The organism is Flavobacterium sp. W22_SRS_FK3, assembly GCF_052113665.1.
GTDB lineage: Bacteria > Bacteroidota > Bacteroidia > Flavobacteriales > Flavobacteriaceae > Flavobacterium.
The window spans coordinates 1-18,717 of the sequence record NZ_JBGQOF010000030.1 but is presented as its reverse complement, the minus strand read 5'-3'; the positions used below and the strand labels follow the sequence as shown (position 1 = coordinate 18,717).

The 18,717-nt window shown below is 32.5% G+C and carries 18 protein-coding genes and 3 tRNA genes; 8 read left to right on the top strand and 13 right to left on the bottom strand.

Annotation, left to right across the window (positions count from 1 at the left end; all coding sequences use genetic code 11):
- Nucleotide 1 precedes the first annotated feature (1 nt).
- The 8 genes from ACEN2I_RS18585 to ACEN2I_RS18550 all read right to left on the bottom strand — a co-directional run bounded on the left by ACEN2I_RS18585 (nucleotide 2) and on the right by ACEN2I_RS18550 (nucleotide 5,199).
- Nucleotides 2-1,270: an ABC transporter permease gene (locus tag ACEN2I_RS18585; RefSeq protein ID WP_441767592.1), complete on the bottom strand. Its 1,269-nt coding sequence runs from the start codon at nucleotides 1,268-1,270 to the stop codon at nucleotides 2-4.
- A gap of 3 nt (nucleotides 1,271-1,273) precedes the next feature.
- Nucleotides 1,274-1,669 carry a hypothetical protein gene (locus ACEN2I_RS18580; protein WP_441767591.1) on the bottom strand — a complete coding sequence of 132 codons (396 nt, stop codon included), beginning with the start codon at nucleotides 1,667-1,669 and terminating at the stop codon, nucleotides 1,274-1,276.
- 5 nt (nucleotides 1,670-1,674) lie between these two features.
- Nucleotides 1,675-2,004, bottom strand: a complete 330-nt coding sequence (locus tag ACEN2I_RS18575; RefSeq protein WP_441767590.1) for an excalibur calcium-binding domain-containing protein — start codon at nucleotides 2,002-2,004, stop codon at nucleotides 1,675-1,677.
- 2 nt (nucleotides 2,005-2,006) lie between these two features.
- The gene (locus ACEN2I_RS18570) at nucleotides 2,007-2,237 is read right to left on the bottom strand and encodes a DUF4236 domain-containing protein (RefSeq protein WP_441767610.1); all 231 of its coding nucleotides are present in this window, start codon (nucleotides 2,235-2,237) and stop codon (nucleotides 2,007-2,009) included.
- A gap of 2 nt (nucleotides 2,238-2,239) precedes the next feature.
- On the bottom strand, nucleotides 2,240-2,446 hold the full coding sequence (locus ACEN2I_RS18565) for a hypothetical protein (RefSeq protein WP_441767589.1): 207 nt from the start codon (nucleotides 2,444-2,446) through the stop codon (nucleotides 2,240-2,242).
- Nucleotides 2,447-2,609: 163 nt separating this feature from the next.
- Complete coding sequence (locus tag ACEN2I_RS18560; RefSeq protein WP_441767588.1) at nucleotides 2,610-3,278, bottom strand: response regulator; 669 nt, start codon at nucleotides 3,276-3,278, stop codon at nucleotides 2,610-2,612.
- A gap of 7 nt (nucleotides 3,279-3,285) precedes the next feature.
- The gene (locus tag ACEN2I_RS18555) at nucleotides 3,286-4,989 is read right to left on the bottom strand and encodes a tetratricopeptide repeat-containing sensor histidine kinase (protein ID WP_441767587.1); all 1,704 of its coding nucleotides are present in this window, start codon (nucleotides 4,987-4,989) and stop codon (nucleotides 3,286-3,288) included.
- A 60-nt stretch (nucleotides 4,990-5,049) separates the two neighbouring features.
- Complete coding sequence (locus ACEN2I_RS18550; protein ID WP_441767586.1) at nucleotides 5,050-5,199, bottom strand: hypothetical protein; 150 nt, start codon at nucleotides 5,197-5,199, stop codon at nucleotides 5,050-5,052.
- A gap of 357 nt (nucleotides 5,200-5,556) precedes the next feature.
- Here ACEN2I_RS18550 and ACEN2I_RS18545 point away from each other — a divergent pair, with 357 nt between their 5' ends.
- From ACEN2I_RS18545 to ACEN2I_RS18510, 8 genes are all read left to right on the top strand, one after another.
- A complete protein-coding gene (locus tag ACEN2I_RS18545) occupies nucleotides 5,557-6,567 on the top strand; it encodes a hypothetical protein (RefSeq protein ID WP_441767585.1) in 1,011 nt (336 codons plus the stop codon).
- Between the two features lie 295 nt (nucleotides 6,568-6,862).
- Entirely contained in the window at nucleotides 6,863-7,225 is a 363-nt protein-coding gene (locus ACEN2I_RS18540; RefSeq protein ID WP_441767584.1) for a nuclear transport factor 2 family protein, read from the top strand.
- 210 nt (nucleotides 7,226-7,435) lie between these two features.
- Nucleotides 7,436-7,849, top strand: a complete 414-nt coding sequence (locus ACEN2I_RS18535; protein ID WP_441767583.1) for a lipocalin family protein — start codon at nucleotides 7,436-7,438, stop codon at nucleotides 7,847-7,849.
- Nucleotides 7,850-8,141: 292 nt separating this feature from the next.
- Nucleotides 8,142-8,726, top strand: a complete 585-nt coding sequence (locus ACEN2I_RS18530; protein ID WP_441767582.1) for an NUMOD4 domain-containing protein — start codon at nucleotides 8,142-8,144, stop codon at nucleotides 8,724-8,726.
- Between the two features lie 148 nt (nucleotides 8,727-8,874).
- Nucleotides 8,875-10,182 carry an AAA family ATPase gene (locus tag ACEN2I_RS18525; protein WP_441767581.1) on the top strand — a complete coding sequence of 436 codons (1,308 nt, stop codon included), beginning with the start codon at nucleotides 8,875-8,877 and terminating at the stop codon, nucleotides 10,180-10,182.
- Between the two features lies 1 nt (nucleotide 10,183).
- Nucleotides 10,184-11,440, top strand: coding sequence for a tetratricopeptide repeat protein (locus tag ACEN2I_RS18520; RefSeq protein ID WP_441767580.1), 1,257 nt, complete (start codon nucleotides 10,184-10,186; stop codon nucleotides 11,438-11,440).
- 111 nt (nucleotides 11,441-11,551) lie between these two features.
- Entirely contained in the window at nucleotides 11,552-11,935 is a 384-nt protein-coding gene (locus ACEN2I_RS18515) for a hypothetical protein (protein ID WP_441767579.1), read from the top strand.
- A gap of 29 nt (nucleotides 11,936-11,964) precedes the next feature.
- Nucleotides 11,965-12,375, top strand: a complete 411-nt coding sequence (locus tag ACEN2I_RS18510) for a VOC family protein (protein WP_441767578.1) — start codon at nucleotides 11,965-11,967, stop codon at nucleotides 12,373-12,375.
- Between the two features lie 125 nt (nucleotides 12,376-12,500).
- On the opposite strand, the gene ACEN2I_RS18505 is transcribed toward ACEN2I_RS18510, so the two are convergent.
- From ACEN2I_RS18505 to ACEN2I_RS18485, 5 genes are all read right to left on the bottom strand, one after another.
- Complete coding sequence (locus tag ACEN2I_RS18505; RefSeq protein WP_441767577.1) at nucleotides 12,501-13,502, bottom strand: PorP/SprF family type IX secretion system membrane protein; 1,002 nt, start codon at nucleotides 13,500-13,502, stop codon at nucleotides 12,501-12,503.
- Between the two features lie 17 nt (nucleotides 13,503-13,519).
- On the bottom strand, nucleotides 13,520-17,884 hold the full coding sequence (locus tag ACEN2I_RS18500) for a PKD domain-containing protein (RefSeq protein WP_441767576.1): 4,365 nt from the start codon (nucleotides 17,882-17,884) through the stop codon (nucleotides 13,520-13,522).
- Between the two features lie 523 nt (nucleotides 17,885-18,407).
- Nucleotides 18,408-18,490: transfer RNA gene (locus ACEN2I_RS18495), tRNA-Leu, on the bottom strand.
- A 42-nt stretch (nucleotides 18,491-18,532) separates the two neighbouring features.
- Nucleotides 18,533-18,605 (bottom strand) — tRNA-Lys (locus ACEN2I_RS18490).
- 39 nt (nucleotides 18,606-18,644) lie between these two features.
- Nucleotides 18,645-18,717: transfer RNA gene (locus ACEN2I_RS18485), tRNA-Lys, on the bottom strand.

Below are 18,717 nucleotides of genomic sequence, written 5' to 3'. Positions count from 1 at the left end.
ATTAGTTTTTAGAATATACCAAATGTTGAAAATCAGGATCCACTAAGTTTAATTTGCTGAGGTGTTCTTCAGAATGAAACTCACAGCTTTCCAGAAGTTCTGTTTTTTCTTTATTTGCCAAAGCAATTTCTGTATTTATAGCCTGAAACCATCCTTCTTTATATTGATGATGATAATGCAGATATTCTTTTACGGGAAAAACAAAACCATCTATTTTTGATTGCAACTCCGAATTTTTACCGTTTAGAGTAACAATCTCCTGTTTGAAATCGTTGATTTTATTGATATAATCAGCTTTTATTTTCTCCATATTAATTAAATTCTCTTTTTTACCTCGGATGAAGGCTCTTATTTTATCGATATTTTCAAATTCTTTCATCACAAAATCAAATACAAGCCCCCAGATTATGTAAACCACAAATCCGGCAAATATGATCATCCAGAATTCAGCTTCTCCCAAAGCGATATTTAAATTGTATGGAGCAGAATCTGTTGTTTTATTAAATTCATATATCTTTTTTTCGATTTGATACGCCAGTAAAGCATCAAATAAAAAAGTAATAACAAATAAGGACATCATTCTTAAAATATTTTTTATGCCTTTGCCTTTTTGAACCATATGAATTACATAACCTAAACCCATAAATACAAAAGGAATTGTTATGACTAAAACACCTTCGAGCCAGCTTGCTTTAAAAGAATTTGTAAAAGCATCTGCATCAAAAACGGCAGCTGTTAAGCTATCATTTGAGAATTCTTTAAAAAAAGCAGAGTACGAAGCCGAAATATAAAAGACTAATACATAGAGGGTAATAGGAAGCAGTAGAAATAAACCGATGTAAAACTGTGCCTTTAAACCTTTCCCTTCTTCGATGCCGTATTTGTCCGGATTGCGCTTTACTTCAATAATTTCGTTTTTGATCTCGTCAACACTATTGTTTATATCTTGTTCTTTCTTTTCGAAAATGCCAATAGCAGCTTCCGACTTTTTAAGTTCAGTTTTGTTTTTTTCCTGTTCTTCGCGGTAAGGCTGTTTTAATCTGTCTTGCTCCATTTTTTGTTTTCGGCACTGATCTTCAAAACTCATATATAAATTTTGAAGACATGCTTTTAAAACAATGGGTTTTCCAGTTGCTTTTACAGATGCAGCAAAGCCACTTTGGTAATAAGTGATTCTAATTTGTTCTCTGTCTTCTTCATTTTCTTCGAAAATTTTAAAAGAAGATTCTTCAGATTTTTTTAAACTAAATAATTGTGAAATTGGTTTCATACTTTAACCGTTTAGTTGACTAATAATTTCTTCTTTGCCAATTTTTTTCTGAACACAATCAATAAGATAATCAGATAAATCATTGATGTTTTCTTCAACAAAATCAAATTTTCGGCAATATTTTCTGAGCATATTCAATTCGTCTTCTGTAACTTTTTCATCAGCCCAAATAATTCTGGTAAGATCATAGAGGTATTCAATTTTTGTGTTTAATGACTCAGGAATAATGAATTCTGTAGTAATAGGGTTTAGAAAAAGTTTGTCAAGTTCTTCTTTCGGAATTCCTCTTTCGTCCGCAAAATGATATAACATTTGAAGTTCCAATACATCAAACTGATCATCTGATAATGCCATTTGATATAATCTCAAAAAATGACTTTTAAGTTCTAGTGTTATCATGGTTTTTATTTTAAAGATTCACATGCGATTCCGTCACCGTCAGCATCTAAGTTTTTATAACAGCTTCTATCCCTGTTAAATGTAGCTTGTGCCTGAGACTGACTTGTAAAATCGCCACAAGTTTTAGTTGGACAGTTTGAATTAGAATTTGAAGTTTTATCGCTTGAATCTGATGATTCTGAACACGAAATAATAGAACTAATTGTGGTAATAACTAAAATTAGAATTACGCATCCGTTATTGTTTTTAGTTGAAAATGACTTCGATCTGTTATTGGCATAATGTCCTTGAACATAAGTCCCATCTTTCCTACAATATCCTTTTCGATATCCCATATTTATAAATATTTTATTGTAATGATTAAAAATGTAATGAGCCCTTTAAAGGCAAATATTACAAGACACCCGCTACTTTGGTATTTTATTCCGGGTATCCAGATTTTATTAGAGTATCCATTTTTGCTAAATGTTCCTATTTTAGTTCTAAGACTTGGAGAAATCCCGGATTTACTAATATTTAATCCAAGTCCGCCCCCAAGTCTAATTCTTTTTTGAAATCGAAAGTTCATGACTAAGTCGTATGACATTCGTTGCAACAAGTTTTACATCCATTTGATTTTGCGTAAGTTTTTTTGGCTTCATCAACTGCAGGTTTGCAACTAGAATAAAGACCAAGGTATTTTTTGCTTACAATGCTTTTGAAGTAGGGACATTCATCAGTATGAACTTCATGATCTCCATTTAATTGGGCAGTGTTGTTTACATGGTAAAGTTTCATGATTTAAAGGTTTTAATTAATATTTAAATTGACTTGATAATCCAAACTTAAACTTATTTAAAACCATTATTTTACGGAAAACCATAATCCGTAAATTTTTAAAATGAAGAAATAAAAAAAGCCCCTGAAGGAGCTTTAAAAAGTGATTATTGTAAGAGATAAATTAAATAATCCCCATATCTTTTGTAATAGAAACTAAATGAACAGTGTTGTTTGCCTTAAAAAAGTCTTTGAGTTTAGATAGTCTTTTTTCTATAGCGCTTTTGCTGTTGGGCTTGATATCTGAGTTTTTAAAAATTTCTATAATTTCATCTTGGGAGGTTCCGACAGATAAATGTTTTAGGATTTGAACATCTACATCATCTATTTCGTAATTGTTTTTGTCTTGCAATGCAGAAGCAACTTCGGGCGAAATATATTTTTGATCAGAAGTCGAAATAATATGGATTGCTTTTTTTAATTCTTCAATACTGTGTAAGCCTTTTGAAACAAAACCATCAATTTTGGCATTTTCAAAAAGTGATTTAATTCTAAAGTTTTTATCTTCGATAGAATAAGCAATGATTTTAATATCAGGCTGTAAGGTTCGGACTTTTTGTACCAGTTCGTCTCCGTTTTTAATGTCTGATTTGCGATGATCTGTTTTAAAAGAAAGATCACTAATTAATAAATCATAGGGTTCTTTTTGATTAATGGCGGCACGGATTTTTAAAAACGCTTCGTCACAAAATTTAGAATGCTGAAAATCGACAATATTTAAATCTTTTAAAACTTGTTGAATTCCTAAATTCATGGCGTCAAGGTCTTCGGCTATTATTACTTTTTTAAACATATGGCTTTTATTTAGGGAGTATTATTTTTACTTTAAAACCTTTATCAGGTTCAGTGTCAAAAATAATAGTTCCTTTTATGGCGTGAATACGGTTTTCCATATTCTGTAAACCATTTTTTATGATTTTGTTTTTATCACAGCCTTTTCCGTTATCGGTATAGTCTATACAGATGTTTTTTTGGATGTTGTTAAATTTTACAACGACTACTGAAGCGTGACTGTGTTTTTTCATATTCACCATTAATTCTTGCAGAACCCGGTAAATTGTAACTTTTTTGGTTTCATCAAAATCATCCCAATTTACTTTTTCTATGTTGCTAATAAGGATATTTCGGGAATCACTATTATAAGTATAAAGAGTTTCTTTTAAGTTGTCCGAATAATTTGTTCCGGTATCAATATTATTATTCTCCCTCGAGATTCCACGTACGCGTGTGTAAATATGATCCAGTTTTTGAATTAAGGTATCTTTTTTGTCCTTACTTTCTAGTGGTTGGGTTTGAGTAAAAGTGATAGCATTAAAAACATCATTTGCCAGTTCATCGTGAATGTCTTTGGCAATTCTGGTTTCGGTATCGTATGCTGTTTTTATTTTATCTATTCTGCTCTTATTGCTATAATATCTGATGAGAATTATTATTACAATAACTAAAAATAGGATTCCGATTCCAGCGACTATTTTCTGATATTTTGCTTCCTGAAGAGATAATAAATTCTCTGCTTTCTCTAAACGAAGTTTTTGGTTTTCGTCTTTCTCTTTTTTGGAGTCATATTTAATTTTGGCAAATTTATTTTTAAAGTTGTTTCGTACTTTAATTATACTATCGTTTAGAAAAATATACTTTTGAGCATATTCTTTGTTTTTTATTTCTGAATCATTATAAATTAAAAAAGACAAAGCCTTTAATCGTTCATCGATGCTATTAAATTTAGTTGCAATGTCATACGCATGTTGTGCATGTTGGATTGATTTTTCAATATCGGTTTTTAAATAATATTCAGACAGATGCAGGTTGCTTTCAATATATCCATAAGGATCATCTATCTTATTTTTTGATTCCAAACTTCGTTGCATTAATAAAAGCCCTTTTTCACGCCATCCTTTTTTAAAATAAGCAAAACCTAAATTATCTGTGATACGTGCTTTACTCGCAGGATCTTCGTCAATAATTTTTTTGTCCAGTATAGATTCTAAAATATGAATTGCTTTATCATATTCTTTTTGCTCGATATAAACGACGGCAATATTATTTAAAGGAGATTGTTTTGATATTTCATCAGTACAATCTTTTATGGCTTCCTTATAATAAAAAATAGCATCTTGATAAAGAGAAAGTTCCTTATCAGCAATTCCAAAAAAGTTATTGATTGAGGCACTGTAAATATTCTTATTTTTGACATAAGGTAAGGCTTCTGTTAAAGTTCCTTTACTTCCGTAATAATCTCCATTTATTTGCTGTACAGATGCCATTTGAATAAGATTGAAAACAATGTTGGCACTATCCTTTATTGATTCAAATGCAACTTTTGATTTATTAAAATTATAAAAAGCAGTATTGTAGTCTTTGCTTTCATAGCTTTTTATTCCTGTTTGCCTAAAGTTTAATGCTTCCTTTTGGATTAATTCATTATCAATAGGTTTTTTTGCTTCTTCTTTACAGGAAAGAAAAAATGTAAAAACAAGAAAATAAAAAAAAGGGGATCGTAGCATAAAAGTTACTTTCCCCGAAAATAATAATAATTAATTATAAATTAAGGTTTTAGGACAGCATTATTGTATTGGTGGTGGAGGAACCTTTATTGGTAAGTCACCAGGGCCGTCATCAGCATAAGTTGGTGTTATTTCTTTTTTTGCCTGAGTTTCGTATTCGTCCGCTGTGCAGGAGAATAATGTAGTAGTCAATAGCGCAAACACTCCCATTAAAAATAAAGTTTTCATCTTTTTATGATTTAAAAATTAAACATGGGTATTGCTGTCCGGAACTTTTCCGGATCATTTCGTAATGGCAATACCAAATTTTGTTTGGGAAGTGAAGTGCGTAGGACTATAAAATTTTATTTATACTTCCCGGATAAAGTCCGTTTTACGGTTTTCCGCACTTTTAATTGAACTAGTTTTGTACATTTGTTTTGACCTGCAGATCAAAACGTTAACTAATTTTATTGAAGCAAAGTAACGATGGTTTTGAACCTGTATTGACAAGGAATTCCCGGAATTCCTGCTCGTTCCCGAGAATCTTATAAAATCCTGTCAAATCCTAAAAAATCCCGTCACATCATGAAAAGCATTACTTTTGAAGATTATAAAAAAGCGATCAAAGTAAAATATGAAATAGAGAAAGAAGGTGTTTATTTCAACTTTTTAGCACCTCCGTCACAAGCGAACCTTAGAAAATTATGCTGGGAAATATTTAGGTCAAATGAGAGTAAAGATGATCTGAATTGTTTTGCATCTTTTTTCGGGTTTGAATTTGATGTAAATAAAAAAAATAGCTTTACTGAACAGACAGATCGATTCCGGCCCATTGGAAGTTTTTTAAAAGGAGAAAAAGTCCCTTCTAATCGCTATGCTGTAGAACTAGCTGCAGTTTTAGTTGATTATCAACCAAGGCCTTATCAAAAATATAAAGAAAGAGGTATAACGTATATTGAAGAACCCATCGTTATCCCTAAAATTCCTTTTGCCTTCAATATAAATAATGGTAAAGAAGAAGAGAATAAAATAGAAAAGGCTAATGAAATCGAAGAAGAGGAAAAACTTATTTTGCAATATGAAGAAGAAATAGATGATTCTAAACAAACAGAATCATTTAATAATCAAGAAGAAATAAGAGTTAAAATAGAAGTAAAAGATTCACAATCGGTTAATTTATTTGTAGATGATAAAGCACAAAAAGAAAATAAATTTAATAGAAGAATAAAACACAGTATAATGGCTCTTCTTATTGTTTTATGTATCGGATTTGCAGTAATTTTTTTTATTTTTCCTAATAATAAACAATGCATGCAATGGTCAGGCGATCATTACGAACTTGTAGATTGTGATTTGAAAATAGAAGGTTTTGGTTCCTATAATAAAATCGAAATTTTAGATCCTTCACTTGTCAATCTAAAGAAGATAAATATTTGTGATACCACAACCTGTTTTGATAAAAATGGGGCAGCTATTATTTGGTATGCAAAGTCAGCAAATGGAGTAGATTTTTTTAATGAACATGGGAGGCACCCAGAAAATAACAAACCATTAAAACCCGTTACCCAGTATATTATTGATAAATATGTGAAATAATTTTGCGTTGCTTAATTAGTTGCAGGAAAAAATCGTTCTATTTTTTCACATGTGATTGGAATAAGTTTGAAGAAATAAGACTCCGCTTCAAACGTGTGCTTGTTTGCAGCGCGAATAAGTATTAAGGAGATATTACTTTTTTGTAATATTACAATTGAATGATTGTTGTATAGAATCATCATGCAAACGATTCTATTTGTACTTAAAATAAGTAGTTAATTATTACAAAGAAGCACCACATGAACTAAACAGGAAGCTGAGAATTTACAGTATTAATAATCTAATAAAATAATAAATGACAAATCAATTTAAAGATATAATCAGGAAAGCTTATGCCGCTTTTAATGAGAGAAATATTGATGGTGCATTAGTAACAATGCAAAAAGATATACAATGGTCAAAAGCATGGGAAGGAGGCTACATAAGCGGACACCGTGAAATTAAAGAATACTGGACAAGACAATGGACAGAGATAAATCCAACGGTAGAACCAGTTGGTTTTGATGAAAGAGATAATGGAAGTTTAGAAGTAAAGGTTCATCAAAATGTAAAGGATTTACAGGGAAATTTAATGTTTGACGGTTTAGTAAAGCATATTTACACCTTCCAGAAAGGATTAATAAAAACAATGGATATTGAACAGGTTGAAAATAATTAGATTAAATCAAAGTTTTAAAATTGCAACATTCTTAAAAGTTGATTTAGTCGTTTTATTGTTTTATTCTCTATGTATTTAACGTTATATTAAGATTTTATCATGTAAACGACAATTATGTAAGTTATTTTGAAAATTATGAAACAAATTTGAATTACATCGAATGTAGATTTGTAAATATAAATCAAACATAATTTTTAAAAACAAACAAACATGAAAACAAGAAAATTTTTATACGTATTAGCCTTAAGCTTTGGATTATTTGCAGCAACATCTTGCAGTAATGACGATAATGACGGAGAAACAATTGTTCCTATTCAGGGCAAATATGAGCTAAGCCAGATTGGAGGAATAGTTGGAGGCCAAGAGGTTTTAAGTGATGTTGAACAAGATTGTGCTACTGAAAAAGATTATTTAGAACTAAAATTGAGCAATGTTGCAGTTAGGGGCGATTATAATGATAATTGTGACAAAACTGAAACAAATGGAACTTATGTAAGATCTCATAATGATTTGACTATCACTTTTGGTAATATAAGTACAACTTCTGATATTATGAATCTTACTAATAAAGAGTTGAAATTAAAAGACAAAACGACTAATATTATTACAGTTTATAAAAGATAAATAAAACCTGAATTCAAGTAAATAATCTATTTGAATTAGTATTAAAAGCGGAAATAACTGATAAAGTTGTTTCCGCTTTTTTTGTCTTAATAAAAAGGATAATGAAAATCGGTTAAAACATCGGTGAAGTGATGCGTAAGCCATTCTAAATGAATTGTAATTATCGTTTTAAATCGTATTTTTGTTTATTCCAAAATACTTTTTAAAATCATGGTTAACAACATTAATCTTCAGTTTTTGAGCAACTTATAAAAACAGCAAGAAAATCAAATTTAAATTGAAACCTGAACTGATGATGCCAATTAAAGTTTATCAAAATGAAGAATTTAAAGAAATAAAAATTGAAGACAAGCTAAGACTACATTATGCTATTTCTAATAAAGGGAGATTGATAAGTTTTACAGATGATATTACATTTGGAAGAGAATTGAAAGGAGGAATGTCTGATGGATATAAATTATTCAAATATAAAATCTTCAAAAATGGAAAAATAACATACAAACATTTTTTCTTTTCAAAACTTGTTGCAGAATATTTTATTCCAAAAACTTCAAATGAGCAAACTTACGTTTTACATTTAGACAGAAAACGTGACAATGACGATTATAGAAATTTAAAATGGGCAACAAGAGAAGAAATGCTTGATTTTTGGAATATAAGCCCAAACGTAATTAATGCAAGAAAAAAATTAATTGAACACAACTTAAAATCCAACGGAAGAAAATTAACCGTAACCAAAGTGATCCTAATAAAAAAAATATTAGCAAGACCGGAGCAGGTAACAAGATTAAAAATGATTGCAAAACAATTTAGCGTAAGTGAAATGCAAATCAGAAGAATAAAAAGCGGTGAAAATTGGCCCCATGTAAAAATCTGAAAAACAAAATAAATAATTAAAACAAAAAGATAATGTACTGTGGCTATTTACAAATTTTGTAAAATTATCTTTTTTAATTGTATTTTCGTTTTTCAATATTGTGGCAATATTGATGCAAATCTTAAAAGGCAAAAAGTAATTTTAAAATATGAACGATAATACAATTGACAGTTTAAAAGAGGCACTAAAACATTCTCCTGAAAACACACCCTTAAGGCTTCTCTTAGCTGAAACGTTACTCAATCTAAACAGACTTGAAGAAGCCGAAACAGAATTTCTTACCGTATTAAGAAGTACAAACGACATTAAGGCAAAAGTAGGGCTTGCCACGACTTTCTTTAAAAAAGGAAGCTATTCAGCGTGTAATGTAATTTTGGAAGAAGTCATTGAGAACGGAACTCAGGATTTAAACGTTTTTACACTCTATGCAAAAGGACTTTTAAAAGAAAATTCAATTGCTAAGGCAGTTGAAACCTATAAAAAAGCATTGGCTATTGATTCAAAATATTTTGATGAAGAGTTAGATAATCAACTCAGGTTAAAGGGAAGGAACGAAGTAATAGAGTCTGATGAAGAAATAGACAGCAGATTTCTCGAAAAACCCACTATCAGTTTTTCGGATGTTGGGGGAATGGAATCGGTAAAGAAAGAAATCGAATTAAAAATCATCAAACCATTACAGCATCCCGAACTTTATAAAGCTTATGGTAAAAAAGTAGGAGGCGGTATTTTGCTTTACGGACCTCCTGGCTGCGGAAAAACATATATAGCCAAAGCAACAGCCGGACAAGTAAATGCAAAGTTTATAAGTGTGGGACTCAATGATATTTTGGATATGTGGATTGGCAGCAGCGAAAAAAACCTGCACGATATATTTGAACTTGCCAGACAAAATACGCCTTGTGTTTTATTTATTGATGAGATCGATGCTTTAGGAGCAAGCAGAAGCGATATGAAACAATCAAGCGGGAGACATTTAATTAACCAATTTCTGCAGGAATTAGACGGAATAGATAATAATAATGAAGGTATATTGGTACTGGGAGCAACAAATACGCCATGGAATTTAGATCCCGCATTCAGACGACCGGGTCGTTTTGACAGAATCGTGTTTGTTCCCCCACCGGACGAAACTTCAAGAGAATCAATTCTTAAGCTTAAATTGAACAATAAACCCACAGAAGCAATTGATTATAATAACATTTCAAAAAAGACAGAAAATTTTTCAGGAGCAGATATTGAAGCTATTATTGATATTGCCATAGAAGAAAAATTAGAATCTTCTTTTGAAGATGGTATTCCGAAACCAATTGGTACAAAAGATTTGCAAAACGCCATCAAAAAACACAAGGCAAGCACACAGGAGTGGTTTATGACAGCCAGAAATTTTGCCATGTTTGCAAATGATTCGGGATTGTATGATGATATTCTAACGTATTTAAAAATTAAAAAATAACATGTCAGAAGACCATAGAATATCAAAGGTTACTATTTTAATTCAACAGAAAAAATACACGGAGGCTGAAAAAGTATTGAAAGATTTAATTTCAGAGGATGCCAATAATATTTATTTTTTATCTCTGCTTGCAGAAGTTAATTTACAGCAGGACAAATTTGATACAGCCAAAACTATAATTGAAAATGCAATTGGGTTAGCGCCAGATGAACCACATTTGTTTTATGTGAAATCGAGAATTGCGATTCAGCAGGACAATTATAATGAAGCTGAACAAAACATCATGCAGGCAATAACTTTAGATCCTTATGATGCAGATTATTTTGCTTTTCTGGCAAACATTAAGTTGTCCCGTAAACAATATGAGGAGGCATTAGAATTTGCGAATCAAGCATTGGAGATTGATTCTGAAAACTTATTGGGCCTTAACACCAGAAGTACTGCATTACTAAAATTAGACAGAAGTGAAGAATCATTTGACACCATTGAAGGAGCTTTAAGAGAAGATCCCAATAACGCTTATACGCATGCCAATTACGGTTGGAGTTTATTAGAAAAAGGAGATAATAAAAAAGCACTGGAACATTTTAATGAAGCATTGAAAAGTGATCCTAATTTTTCTTATGCACAGTCTGGAATGCTAGAAGCCATTAAAGCTTCTAATCCTGTATATAGAGGTTACTTAAAATATGCATTTTGGATGGGTAACTTAACGGCTAAATATCAATGGGGAGTTCTTATTGGTTTCTATTTAGGCTTTAGAGCCTTAAGGACTTTGGCAGATAATAATGAGGCACTTAAGCCGTATTTATATCCGTTATTATTTGCTTTAGCATTGTTTGCTTATTCAACATGGGTTATCACTCCAATTGGTAATTTATTTCTCCGTTTCAATAAATACGGGCAGTTATTACTTAGCAAAAAGCAAAAACAGAGTTCTAATTTCGTTGCAGCTGGTTTAGCAATATTTGTTGTTGGTGTTTTGCTTTATTTTGCGTTGCCTGATGAAAGATTTCTATCGGTAGCTGTTTTTGGCTGTGCGATGATGTTGCCATGCAGTGTCATGTTTTCACCTACAAAATATAAATATTCATTATTGATATATACTATAATAATGGCTTTTACAGGTCTTATTGCAATAGCGTTAACTTTTATGACGGGAAATATTTACAATATGATGGCTATAATTTTTCTATTTGGATTTATAGGTTTTCAGTGGGCTGCTAATTTTCTCTTAATAAGGCAAAGTAATCGGTAATTAATTAAAAATTCTCTGCTGGCTAATGGTGTTGTCTTTGAAATGGAATATCTTTTATCTGCTATTCCAAAATATTTCGAAAGTACTTTTAAAAAATTATAAAAAAGATATATGAAAGTTATTGTTAGTGGAGAATACAATAAAGATTTAAAAATCCAACTTTCACATGGAACATGGAATGTTTCTTTTTTTACTATTTTTGAAAATCAAAACGTTATTAATGTAGATTTTCCAAGAGATCCAACATTATACAGGTTGTCAATAAATTACGATTCTGAAAACTATTATTTAGAGAATATACTGTATGTTTCTAATCCTAATTTAGATAATTTGAAGTTTCACTTTTTTAAGGAATGCAATCGGGTTTTCTGTAGAATTGAATCTGAAGTTGTAATAGAATTAAATAAAGAAGTTGTATTAAATCCGCTTCCAAAAGATTTGAAAGAATTAAAAAATACAATGGAAAATTTTCAGGAAAAAGGTGAAGTTAACTAAAGAAACTGACAACTAAAAAAACAGTAACTATGAAAGATCAAAAAAATCAAACAAACAACTCAATTCCTCCAAAGGTAACAGGAATCGGCGGGATTTTCTTTTTTTCAGACAATCCGCAGGAAACAAAAGACTGGTATGCTAAAAATCTGGGATTTGAAATCAGTAATTGGGGTACATCAAGTTTTGAATCCAGAAACATTGCTAAACCAGAGGAGATAAACTCTCTTGAATGGAGTCCTTTCAAAAAGGGAGATGAATATTTTTCTCCATCCAAAAAAGATTTCATGATTAATTATCGCGTTCAGAACATTGAAGCATTAGTAAGTCAGCTCAAAGAAAATGGAGTTACAATCCTTGACGACATTGCAACTTATGATTATGGGAAATTTGTACATATCATGGATTTAGAAGGTAACAAAATTGAATTGTGGGAGCCTTAACCTTTGTGTATAATTATTAAAGAAACGAATCACACCCGACGAATTTAATTTTAAAACAAAAAAGCAAAACCTCTTGAGAAATTATTTCCAAGAGGTTTTGTTTTACAAAATAGGACTGTTTAGTCTTAGTTTCCTGAGTAATTCGGACAGCCAAAACATTTACGTGCCATATTAAACTGATAGGTTAGTGATAGTTCATAAACCCCGCCAGTTCTTCCTATTTTAGTAGTATTTAAATCATAGGAAAGTCCTAATCGCAAGTTTTCATATTGCAATCCGGTAAAAAAGTTAACAGAAGTAAGTAATTGATTGTTCATTCCGTTTTTTGCAGGATTGGTAACGAATGTAGTTCCAAAAAACATTTTTTCGAATAGGATAGAAGCGCCCATATCAAGTCTGTTGTATCGTCCTTGCTGCATGTAGTTTGAAGTAACAAACATTTTCGTTTCATAAGGAAAAAACAAAACATCTATATAATCAGCTACCAGAAATTCATACCCGGAACTTAACGAGAAAAAGGTATTTAAAGGCAAGTTTCCGTTTGTGCTAAAGGCAATATTGGGCGTGTTGAGGTGTTTCATAGACAACCCAATCCAAAGATCATCAGTATTAAAAACCATACCTGCAGATATGTCAAAAAAAGTAATCTTGTCGTTTGCCAGCAATGGGTCAATTGAACTGGCATTATTTGGACCATTTATGTTGATCTGGTCTTCCAGTAATAAATTTTTAAAAGCAAATGACTTTAATCCAAAACCGGCTTCAATACCCGGTCTAAAATACCAGTCATCGTTTATTCTTACCCTGTAGGCATAATTTGCATTAACCTGTGTAAAATTATAATTGGATGCGTTTTCTCTCTGATTTAATATGCTTACGCCAAAGCCGCTCTGCATCTTTTCGCTCCAGGTGTTTACAAAAGCATAATCTGTATCAACTCTTAAATCTAATTCAGGCCATTGCTCACGGTGAATAATTCCGGTATAAGTAGTTTCCATAAAACCGCTAAAACCTGGGTTCAAGGTTTCCGGAACTAAAAAATATTGTGTAAAAATAGGATCCTGCGCTCTTGTTTTAGTATAAAAACAACATGTTATCAATATAACAAATAGTAATTTTAATCTCATTTCTTATTCTGTTGCTTTTATTTAATTAATGTGAGTGGTCCTTTTTCTGTTATGGTATGATTGTAAAAAGTTTTTGCTGATATTTTAAAGTAATAATTACCGTTTTCAGCATCGAGATCTTTAATTTTTCCATTCCAGCCATGAATGTTTACTCCGGTTTCTGAATAAATGATGCCTCCCCATGTGTCATAAATATCCAGGGTTACATTGTTTAAACCAGTGAACACGGGTGCAAATGAATCATTGATTCCGTCATTATTTGGTGTAAAGGCATTAGGCATAATCAGACTGTAACCTTTTTCAACAACTACAGAAGCTTCATAAGAATATTGACAGCCAAAAGGATACGTGACCAATTGTTTGATAGTGTAAGTTCCTTCCCTCGTATAAATATGGCTTGGATCTACTTCATCTGAAAAATTGCCATCACCAAAATCCCAGGAAACATGATTAAAATCACCTGTAGCTAAGTTTGTAAACAAAACAGGATCATAGATCGCATATAAACCATACACATCTTTACCAATAGAGCTGGTTGAGAAATCAGGTGTACCTAAAACAGGTGTTTTAACATTATGAACGACCTCGGCAGTGCAGCCAAAACTATCGGTAACACTAAAAATGACTAGTCCTTTATTATCGGTTTTCATTATTTCACCATTTACACCGGAAATAACCCCATCGGACCATTTTAATGTATAGGGCGGAATACCGCCTTTAACATGGCCTACAAATGTTTGATCTACAAATTTGGTTTCACAATTAAAATCAGTTAAAATTTCTATTGTTGGAGTAAGCTGTTCAAATCGCGTAATTTGAAAGGTATCTGATTTTTTACAGCCTCTAGAGTCTGTTACAGTAACAGTATAGTTATCAGGAGTAAGTTGACTTAAATCTTCTGTTCGGGCACCATTAGACCAGACATAGGTATAAGGAGCTGTACCGCCTGTTACAACAAGATCGATAACACCTGTATTTGCTTTCACACAATCAAGCGGATTTGAAACATCTCCCCTTATTTCTAACTCAAGCGGATTGACAACAATATATTCTGCTTCTATGACACAGAGTTTGGCATCCGTAATTTTTACTTTATAGGTTCCTTCGCCCAGATTATTCCTTTCAATTCCGGCGGTAGAGCCATCACTCCATTCTAATTTAAGCGGAGCCTGGCCACCAACAAGATTTAGTCGGATGTGTGCATCGTTTGCGTTATGGCATGAAATATTTTGAAAGTCAGGATCGATTTTAAAAACAGGGGCATTATTGACCACTATCGGAAATTCTTTTGGACAGCCTAAAGCGTCAGTAATGGTGATTAAATAGTTTCCTGCGGACAAATTAGTTTGTTCCATTCCGGTTCCTAAATTACTCCATTTTATAATATACGGATCACCTGTTGCAAAAGGAACACCACCGGTAATATTGTTAATTTTTATTACGCCATCCCTTACACTGTAACAAGTTAAATGAGTTACTGTTTTATCTAATTTAATTTCCGGGTTTTGAAGTATTTCAACTGTCAGTGGAACAGTACATCCTGAATTATCCGTAACAGTTAAATTATAAGTACCGGCATACAGGTTTTTTATATTTTGAAGATTACTTCTAAATCCGTTTGGTCCGGTCCAACTGTAACGATGAGCAGGTCTTCCTCCTGATGAACTTACATTAATTTCGCCGGTATTATATCCGTAGCATAAAACATCAACCTGGCTTTCCCATTTTACTTCCAGTAAAGGAGGTTCGATAATTTCATAACTTGCTGTAAGAACATTACAGTTGTTAGCTTCTGTAGCAGTTACGGCATAAACACCTGGTCCCAGATTATTCAGATTACCAGAATTAACCGGATAAGGATTTCCGTCTTTTGTCCATACAAAATTATAAGGCTGGGTACCTCCCGTAGTTGATAAAGTAATAGTTCCGTTATTTAATCCAAAACAAGTTATATCGTTTTTGTTTGGAAAAAACTGAAATAATCCCGGTTCAGGAACATAATAACTTTTCACAAAAGGACAATTTCCATTATCAATAACTCTCAAATTGTAGTATCCTGATTTTAAATTAGAAAGATCTTCACTTGTACTTGTAAAATTATTAGGGCCAGTCCACGAAAATTTATATGGATCTCCGGTTGCAAACGGAATGCCTCCGGTTACATTTATAGAAATAGAACCGTTGGCTGAGCCAAAACAAGTAGCGCCTTTAATTGTTTCTATTACATTTATTAAAGGGTCAACAATAACGGTAATGGTAAAATCAGGTCCAGGACAAGATGTAGATATTGGAGATACAGTATAGGTTACCGTTGCAGGACTGGCAGTATTATTTATTAATGTCTGACCAATACTTGTTCTTGGAGTAGATTGCGAAGTTGCTCCGCTGATTGCCCCTGGAGGAGAAACCACTGGAGTAGACCATACATAAGTAGTTCCTGTTGGTACATTGTCTGTTGTCCCGTTGCTAACAGGTGTAATTTGAAAAGAATTACCACTGCATATTTTTGCTGTTTTTGGAGAAATAACAGGTGAAAGAACCATATCTACAGAAAAATCTCTTGATACTTCTGTGGTACCACAGCTATTTGTAACCTTAAAAATGGCTTTATAATTACCGGTTTTCGTATAATTAATAGCTCCCGGATTAGGTAACGTAGAAGTTGAAGGTGTTCCTCCCGGGAAACTCCATTCATATGTGATTTCTGAAGATGGAGAACATGTTTCTTCTACCGTTCCGACAGGAAAAATGGTTGCCGATTTACAAAAATCTGAAATTGGTTTTAAAGAAATAACAGGTTTCTTTTTTACATGAATTGCCTGTGTGCTGTAATTATAAATTCCACAAGAATTAATTGTTTCTAATCGAACATAATAAATGCCGGGCGTTGTAAAATTAAAAGCCGGATCTTTTGAATAGGAATGTGTTCCGTTTGCAAAATTCCACTGTCCTCTTCCAGATCCGGGCGAGGTTTCTTTACCACAATAGGTTGGAGTATAACCTGTCACTTCCCAATAGAATCTTGAAACGCCGCAGCTTAAATTGGTATCGGTAGTATTGGTTATCTGAACTGTTTCTGATGCACAGGCGTTGCCAAATGTAAATTGTGGCTGTAACACAGGTTCAACACATATATATTGTGGAGGAACATCTAATCCAACACCACATGGGGTTGTAGCTTTTAAGGTAACTTTATAAGTTCCCGGTGCTTCATAGGAATGATATGGGCTAACTTCTCTCGAAGTTGTTCCATCCCCAAAATCCCAGGTATAAACATTCACAGTACTACAGCCATTAGTATAACCTGCATAGGTTGAATTACTGAAATAAACACTTGAGTTTACACAGGCAACAGTTGGAATGCTAAAACTGATTACAGGAACATCTAAAATAATAATAGGCCCGGCAGTAAGATAGGTACTGCCGCAAGATGTTGTAATCGTTAAAATAACCGTGTTTCCTGAAGGACAGTTGGCTCTTGTAAATTTGTGAGGAATAGGAAAATTTTGTGAAGCCTGAGGGTTCAGTCTATTGTAATAAACAGAACTTTCCAGTTGTGCCTGAGTATAATTTTGAGTAGTGCCATCACCATAATTAACTACATATCTGGTGTCTGAAGGATTAAGCGCCCACGATCCAATAGCAAAATCCATTGGGTCGACAGGAATACATAAATTGGTTGTGTTTCCCGGAGCAATAAGAGCACCGATTGGGTTATTGGAATTTTTAACTACATAGGTAGCAGAATTATTACAGCTGCTGCTTCCAACTCCTGTAATTACCATATTAAAAGAACCTAATTTTTGGTATTGATGACTTTTTGGAAAAGTAACATTCGTTTCTGAAGTGCCATCTCCCCAATTTACATTATAGGATGTTATACAAGAAGCAGAATTTGAACTGTTTCCAACATTAATAGTGTATTTTGGATTTGAATTGTTATCTCCGCATCTTTCAAAAGGTTTATTAGACCCAGGAGCATTCAGGTCAACAAATTTTAAATCCGGTTTTTGTTTTACAGAAACAGTTTTTGTGATAGTAGTTTGACCATTGGCATCAGTAACGGTTAATTTTACACTAAAATTTTGAGAACCGCAACCTAATGCCGTAAAACTATGGCTTGGATTACTTTCTGTAGAAGTGCTTCCGTCATCAAAATCCCATTTATAAGTAAAAGGAGCAGTGCCAGTTACAGTGGGAGTAAATGTAACAGGAGTCCCGGAACAGGCATCATCATTGGTAAAACTGAAATCAACGCCTGGAGCTATAAAATTGCAGTAATTTTTATTAAAGTGATTACTTCTATCGTTACGATTATAACTGTAAACGGAAGTAGAAATTGTTAAAATAAAAAGTAAGAGTAAGAAGTAGAGTTTCTTCATGTAGTATAATTCGGTTATTTTCGGCGGTAAAAGTATGTATTTTTTTTAATCAAAGAAAGATTACGAATAATCATTTTTTTTTTATTTTAAAAGATCACTATAATTCATGAGATATTTGTTGGCTTTTTATTTTCTGGTAGATTATTTATTTAGATTTATCGATGGAGTTCTCCAAGTCGTCTTTGTGTTAATAGAAAAAATAAGTCCAAAAAACTCTTGATTATTCAGCTATAAATCAAAAACAAGTAAATAACAATATGAAACTTAATAAATAATTAATTTGAAAATTATGATATTAAAAACATACCATACATTGCCGTCCGCGAATGTTATTGTGTCGTAGAATTGACGAAGTTTGGAGATTTGATTGGTTCGATTTTTCCTGAAAACTTCACGATTCTATAAAAATCAGTTTCGAACCACAAAGATAAATGACGTTGTGAGTATTATTGATACAATAACAAGGGATTAGACCCAAATAAAAATGGGACAAAGAAGGATATTTCTTCTTTGTCCCATCAAGTGACCATGGAGGGATTTGAACCCTCACGCCCTTGCGAGCACCACCCCCTCAAGATGGCGAGTCTACCGTTTCTCCACATGGCCGAAAAAGAAAAAAGGTCAAGTAAATGAATACTCGACCTTTTGTGACCCGACTGGGGCTCGAACCCAGGACCCCATCATTAAAAGTGATGTGCTCTACCAACTGAGCTATCGAGTCATTGCTTCAAGAAACTTAATTTGTTAATCACAAAATTTGTGACCCGACTGGGGCTCGAACCCAGGACCCCATCATTAAAAGTGATGTGCTCTACCAACTGAGCTATCGAGTC

Bases quoted from the DNA above. Each gene is read 5' to 3' on its own strand.
- ACEN2I_RS18555 (WP_441767587.1), bottom strand. From the start codon at position 4,989: ATGCTACGATCCCCTTTTTTTTATTTTCTTGTTTTTACATTTTTTCTT.
- ACEN2I_RS18525 (WP_441767581.1), top strand. From the start codon at position 8,875: ATGAACGATAATACAATTGACAGTTTAAAAGAGGCACTAAAACATTCT.
- ACEN2I_RS18565 (WP_441767589.1), bottom strand. From the start codon at position 2,446: ATGAAACTTTACCATGTAAACAACACTGCCCAATTAAATGGAGATCAT.
- ACEN2I_RS18580 (WP_441767591.1), bottom strand. From the start codon at position 1,669: ATGATAACACTAGAACTTAAAAGTCATTTTTTGAGATTATATCAAATG.
- ACEN2I_RS18585 (WP_441767592.1), bottom strand. From the start codon at position 1,270: ATGAAACCAATTTCACAATTATTTAGTTTAAAAAAATCTGAAGAATCT.
- ACEN2I_RS18510 (WP_441767578.1), top strand. From the start codon at position 11,965: ATGAAAGATCAAAAAAATCAAACAAACAACTCAATTCCTCCAAAGGTA.
- ACEN2I_RS18515 (WP_441767579.1), top strand. From the start codon at position 11,552: ATGAAAGTTATTGTTAGTGGAGAATACAATAAAGATTTAAAAATCCAA.
- ACEN2I_RS18520 (WP_441767580.1), top strand. From the start codon at position 10,184: ATGTCAGAAGACCATAGAATATCAAAGGTTACTATTTTAATTCAACAG.
- ACEN2I_RS18500 (WP_441767576.1), bottom strand. From the start codon at position 17,884: ATGAAGAAACTCTACTTCTTACTCTTACTTTTTATTTTAACAATTTCT.
- ACEN2I_RS18505 (WP_441767577.1), bottom strand. From the start codon at position 13,502: ATGAGATTAAAATTACTATTTGTTATATTGATAACATGTTGTTTTTAT.
- ACEN2I_RS18545 (WP_441767585.1), top strand. From the start codon at position 5,557: ATGAAAAGCATTACTTTTGAAGATTATAAAAAAGCGATCAAAGTAAAA.
- ACEN2I_RS18575 (WP_441767590.1), bottom strand. From the start codon at position 2,004: ATGGGATATCGAAAAGGATATTGTAGGAAAGATGGGACTTATGTTCAA.
- ACEN2I_RS18535 (WP_441767583.1), top strand. From the start codon at position 7,436: ATGAAAACAAGAAAATTTTTATACGTATTAGCCTTAAGCTTTGGATTA.
- ACEN2I_RS18530 (WP_441767582.1), top strand. From the start codon at position 8,142: ATGATGCCAATTAAAGTTTATCAAAATGAAGAATTTAAAGAAATAAAA.
- ACEN2I_RS18570 (WP_441767610.1), bottom strand. From the start codon at position 2,237: ATGAACTTTCGATTTCAAAAAAGAATTAGACTTGGGGGCGGACTTGGA.
- ACEN2I_RS18550 (WP_441767586.1), bottom strand. From the start codon at position 5,199: ATGGGAGTGTTTGCGCTATTGACTACTACATTATTCTCCTGCACAGCG.
- ACEN2I_RS18540 (WP_441767584.1), top strand. From the start codon at position 6,863: ATGACAAATCAATTTAAAGATATAATCAGGAAAGCTTATGCCGCTTTT.
- ACEN2I_RS18560 (WP_441767588.1), bottom strand. From the start codon at position 3,278: ATGTTTAAAAAAGTAATAATAGCCGAAGACCTTGACGCCATGAATTTA.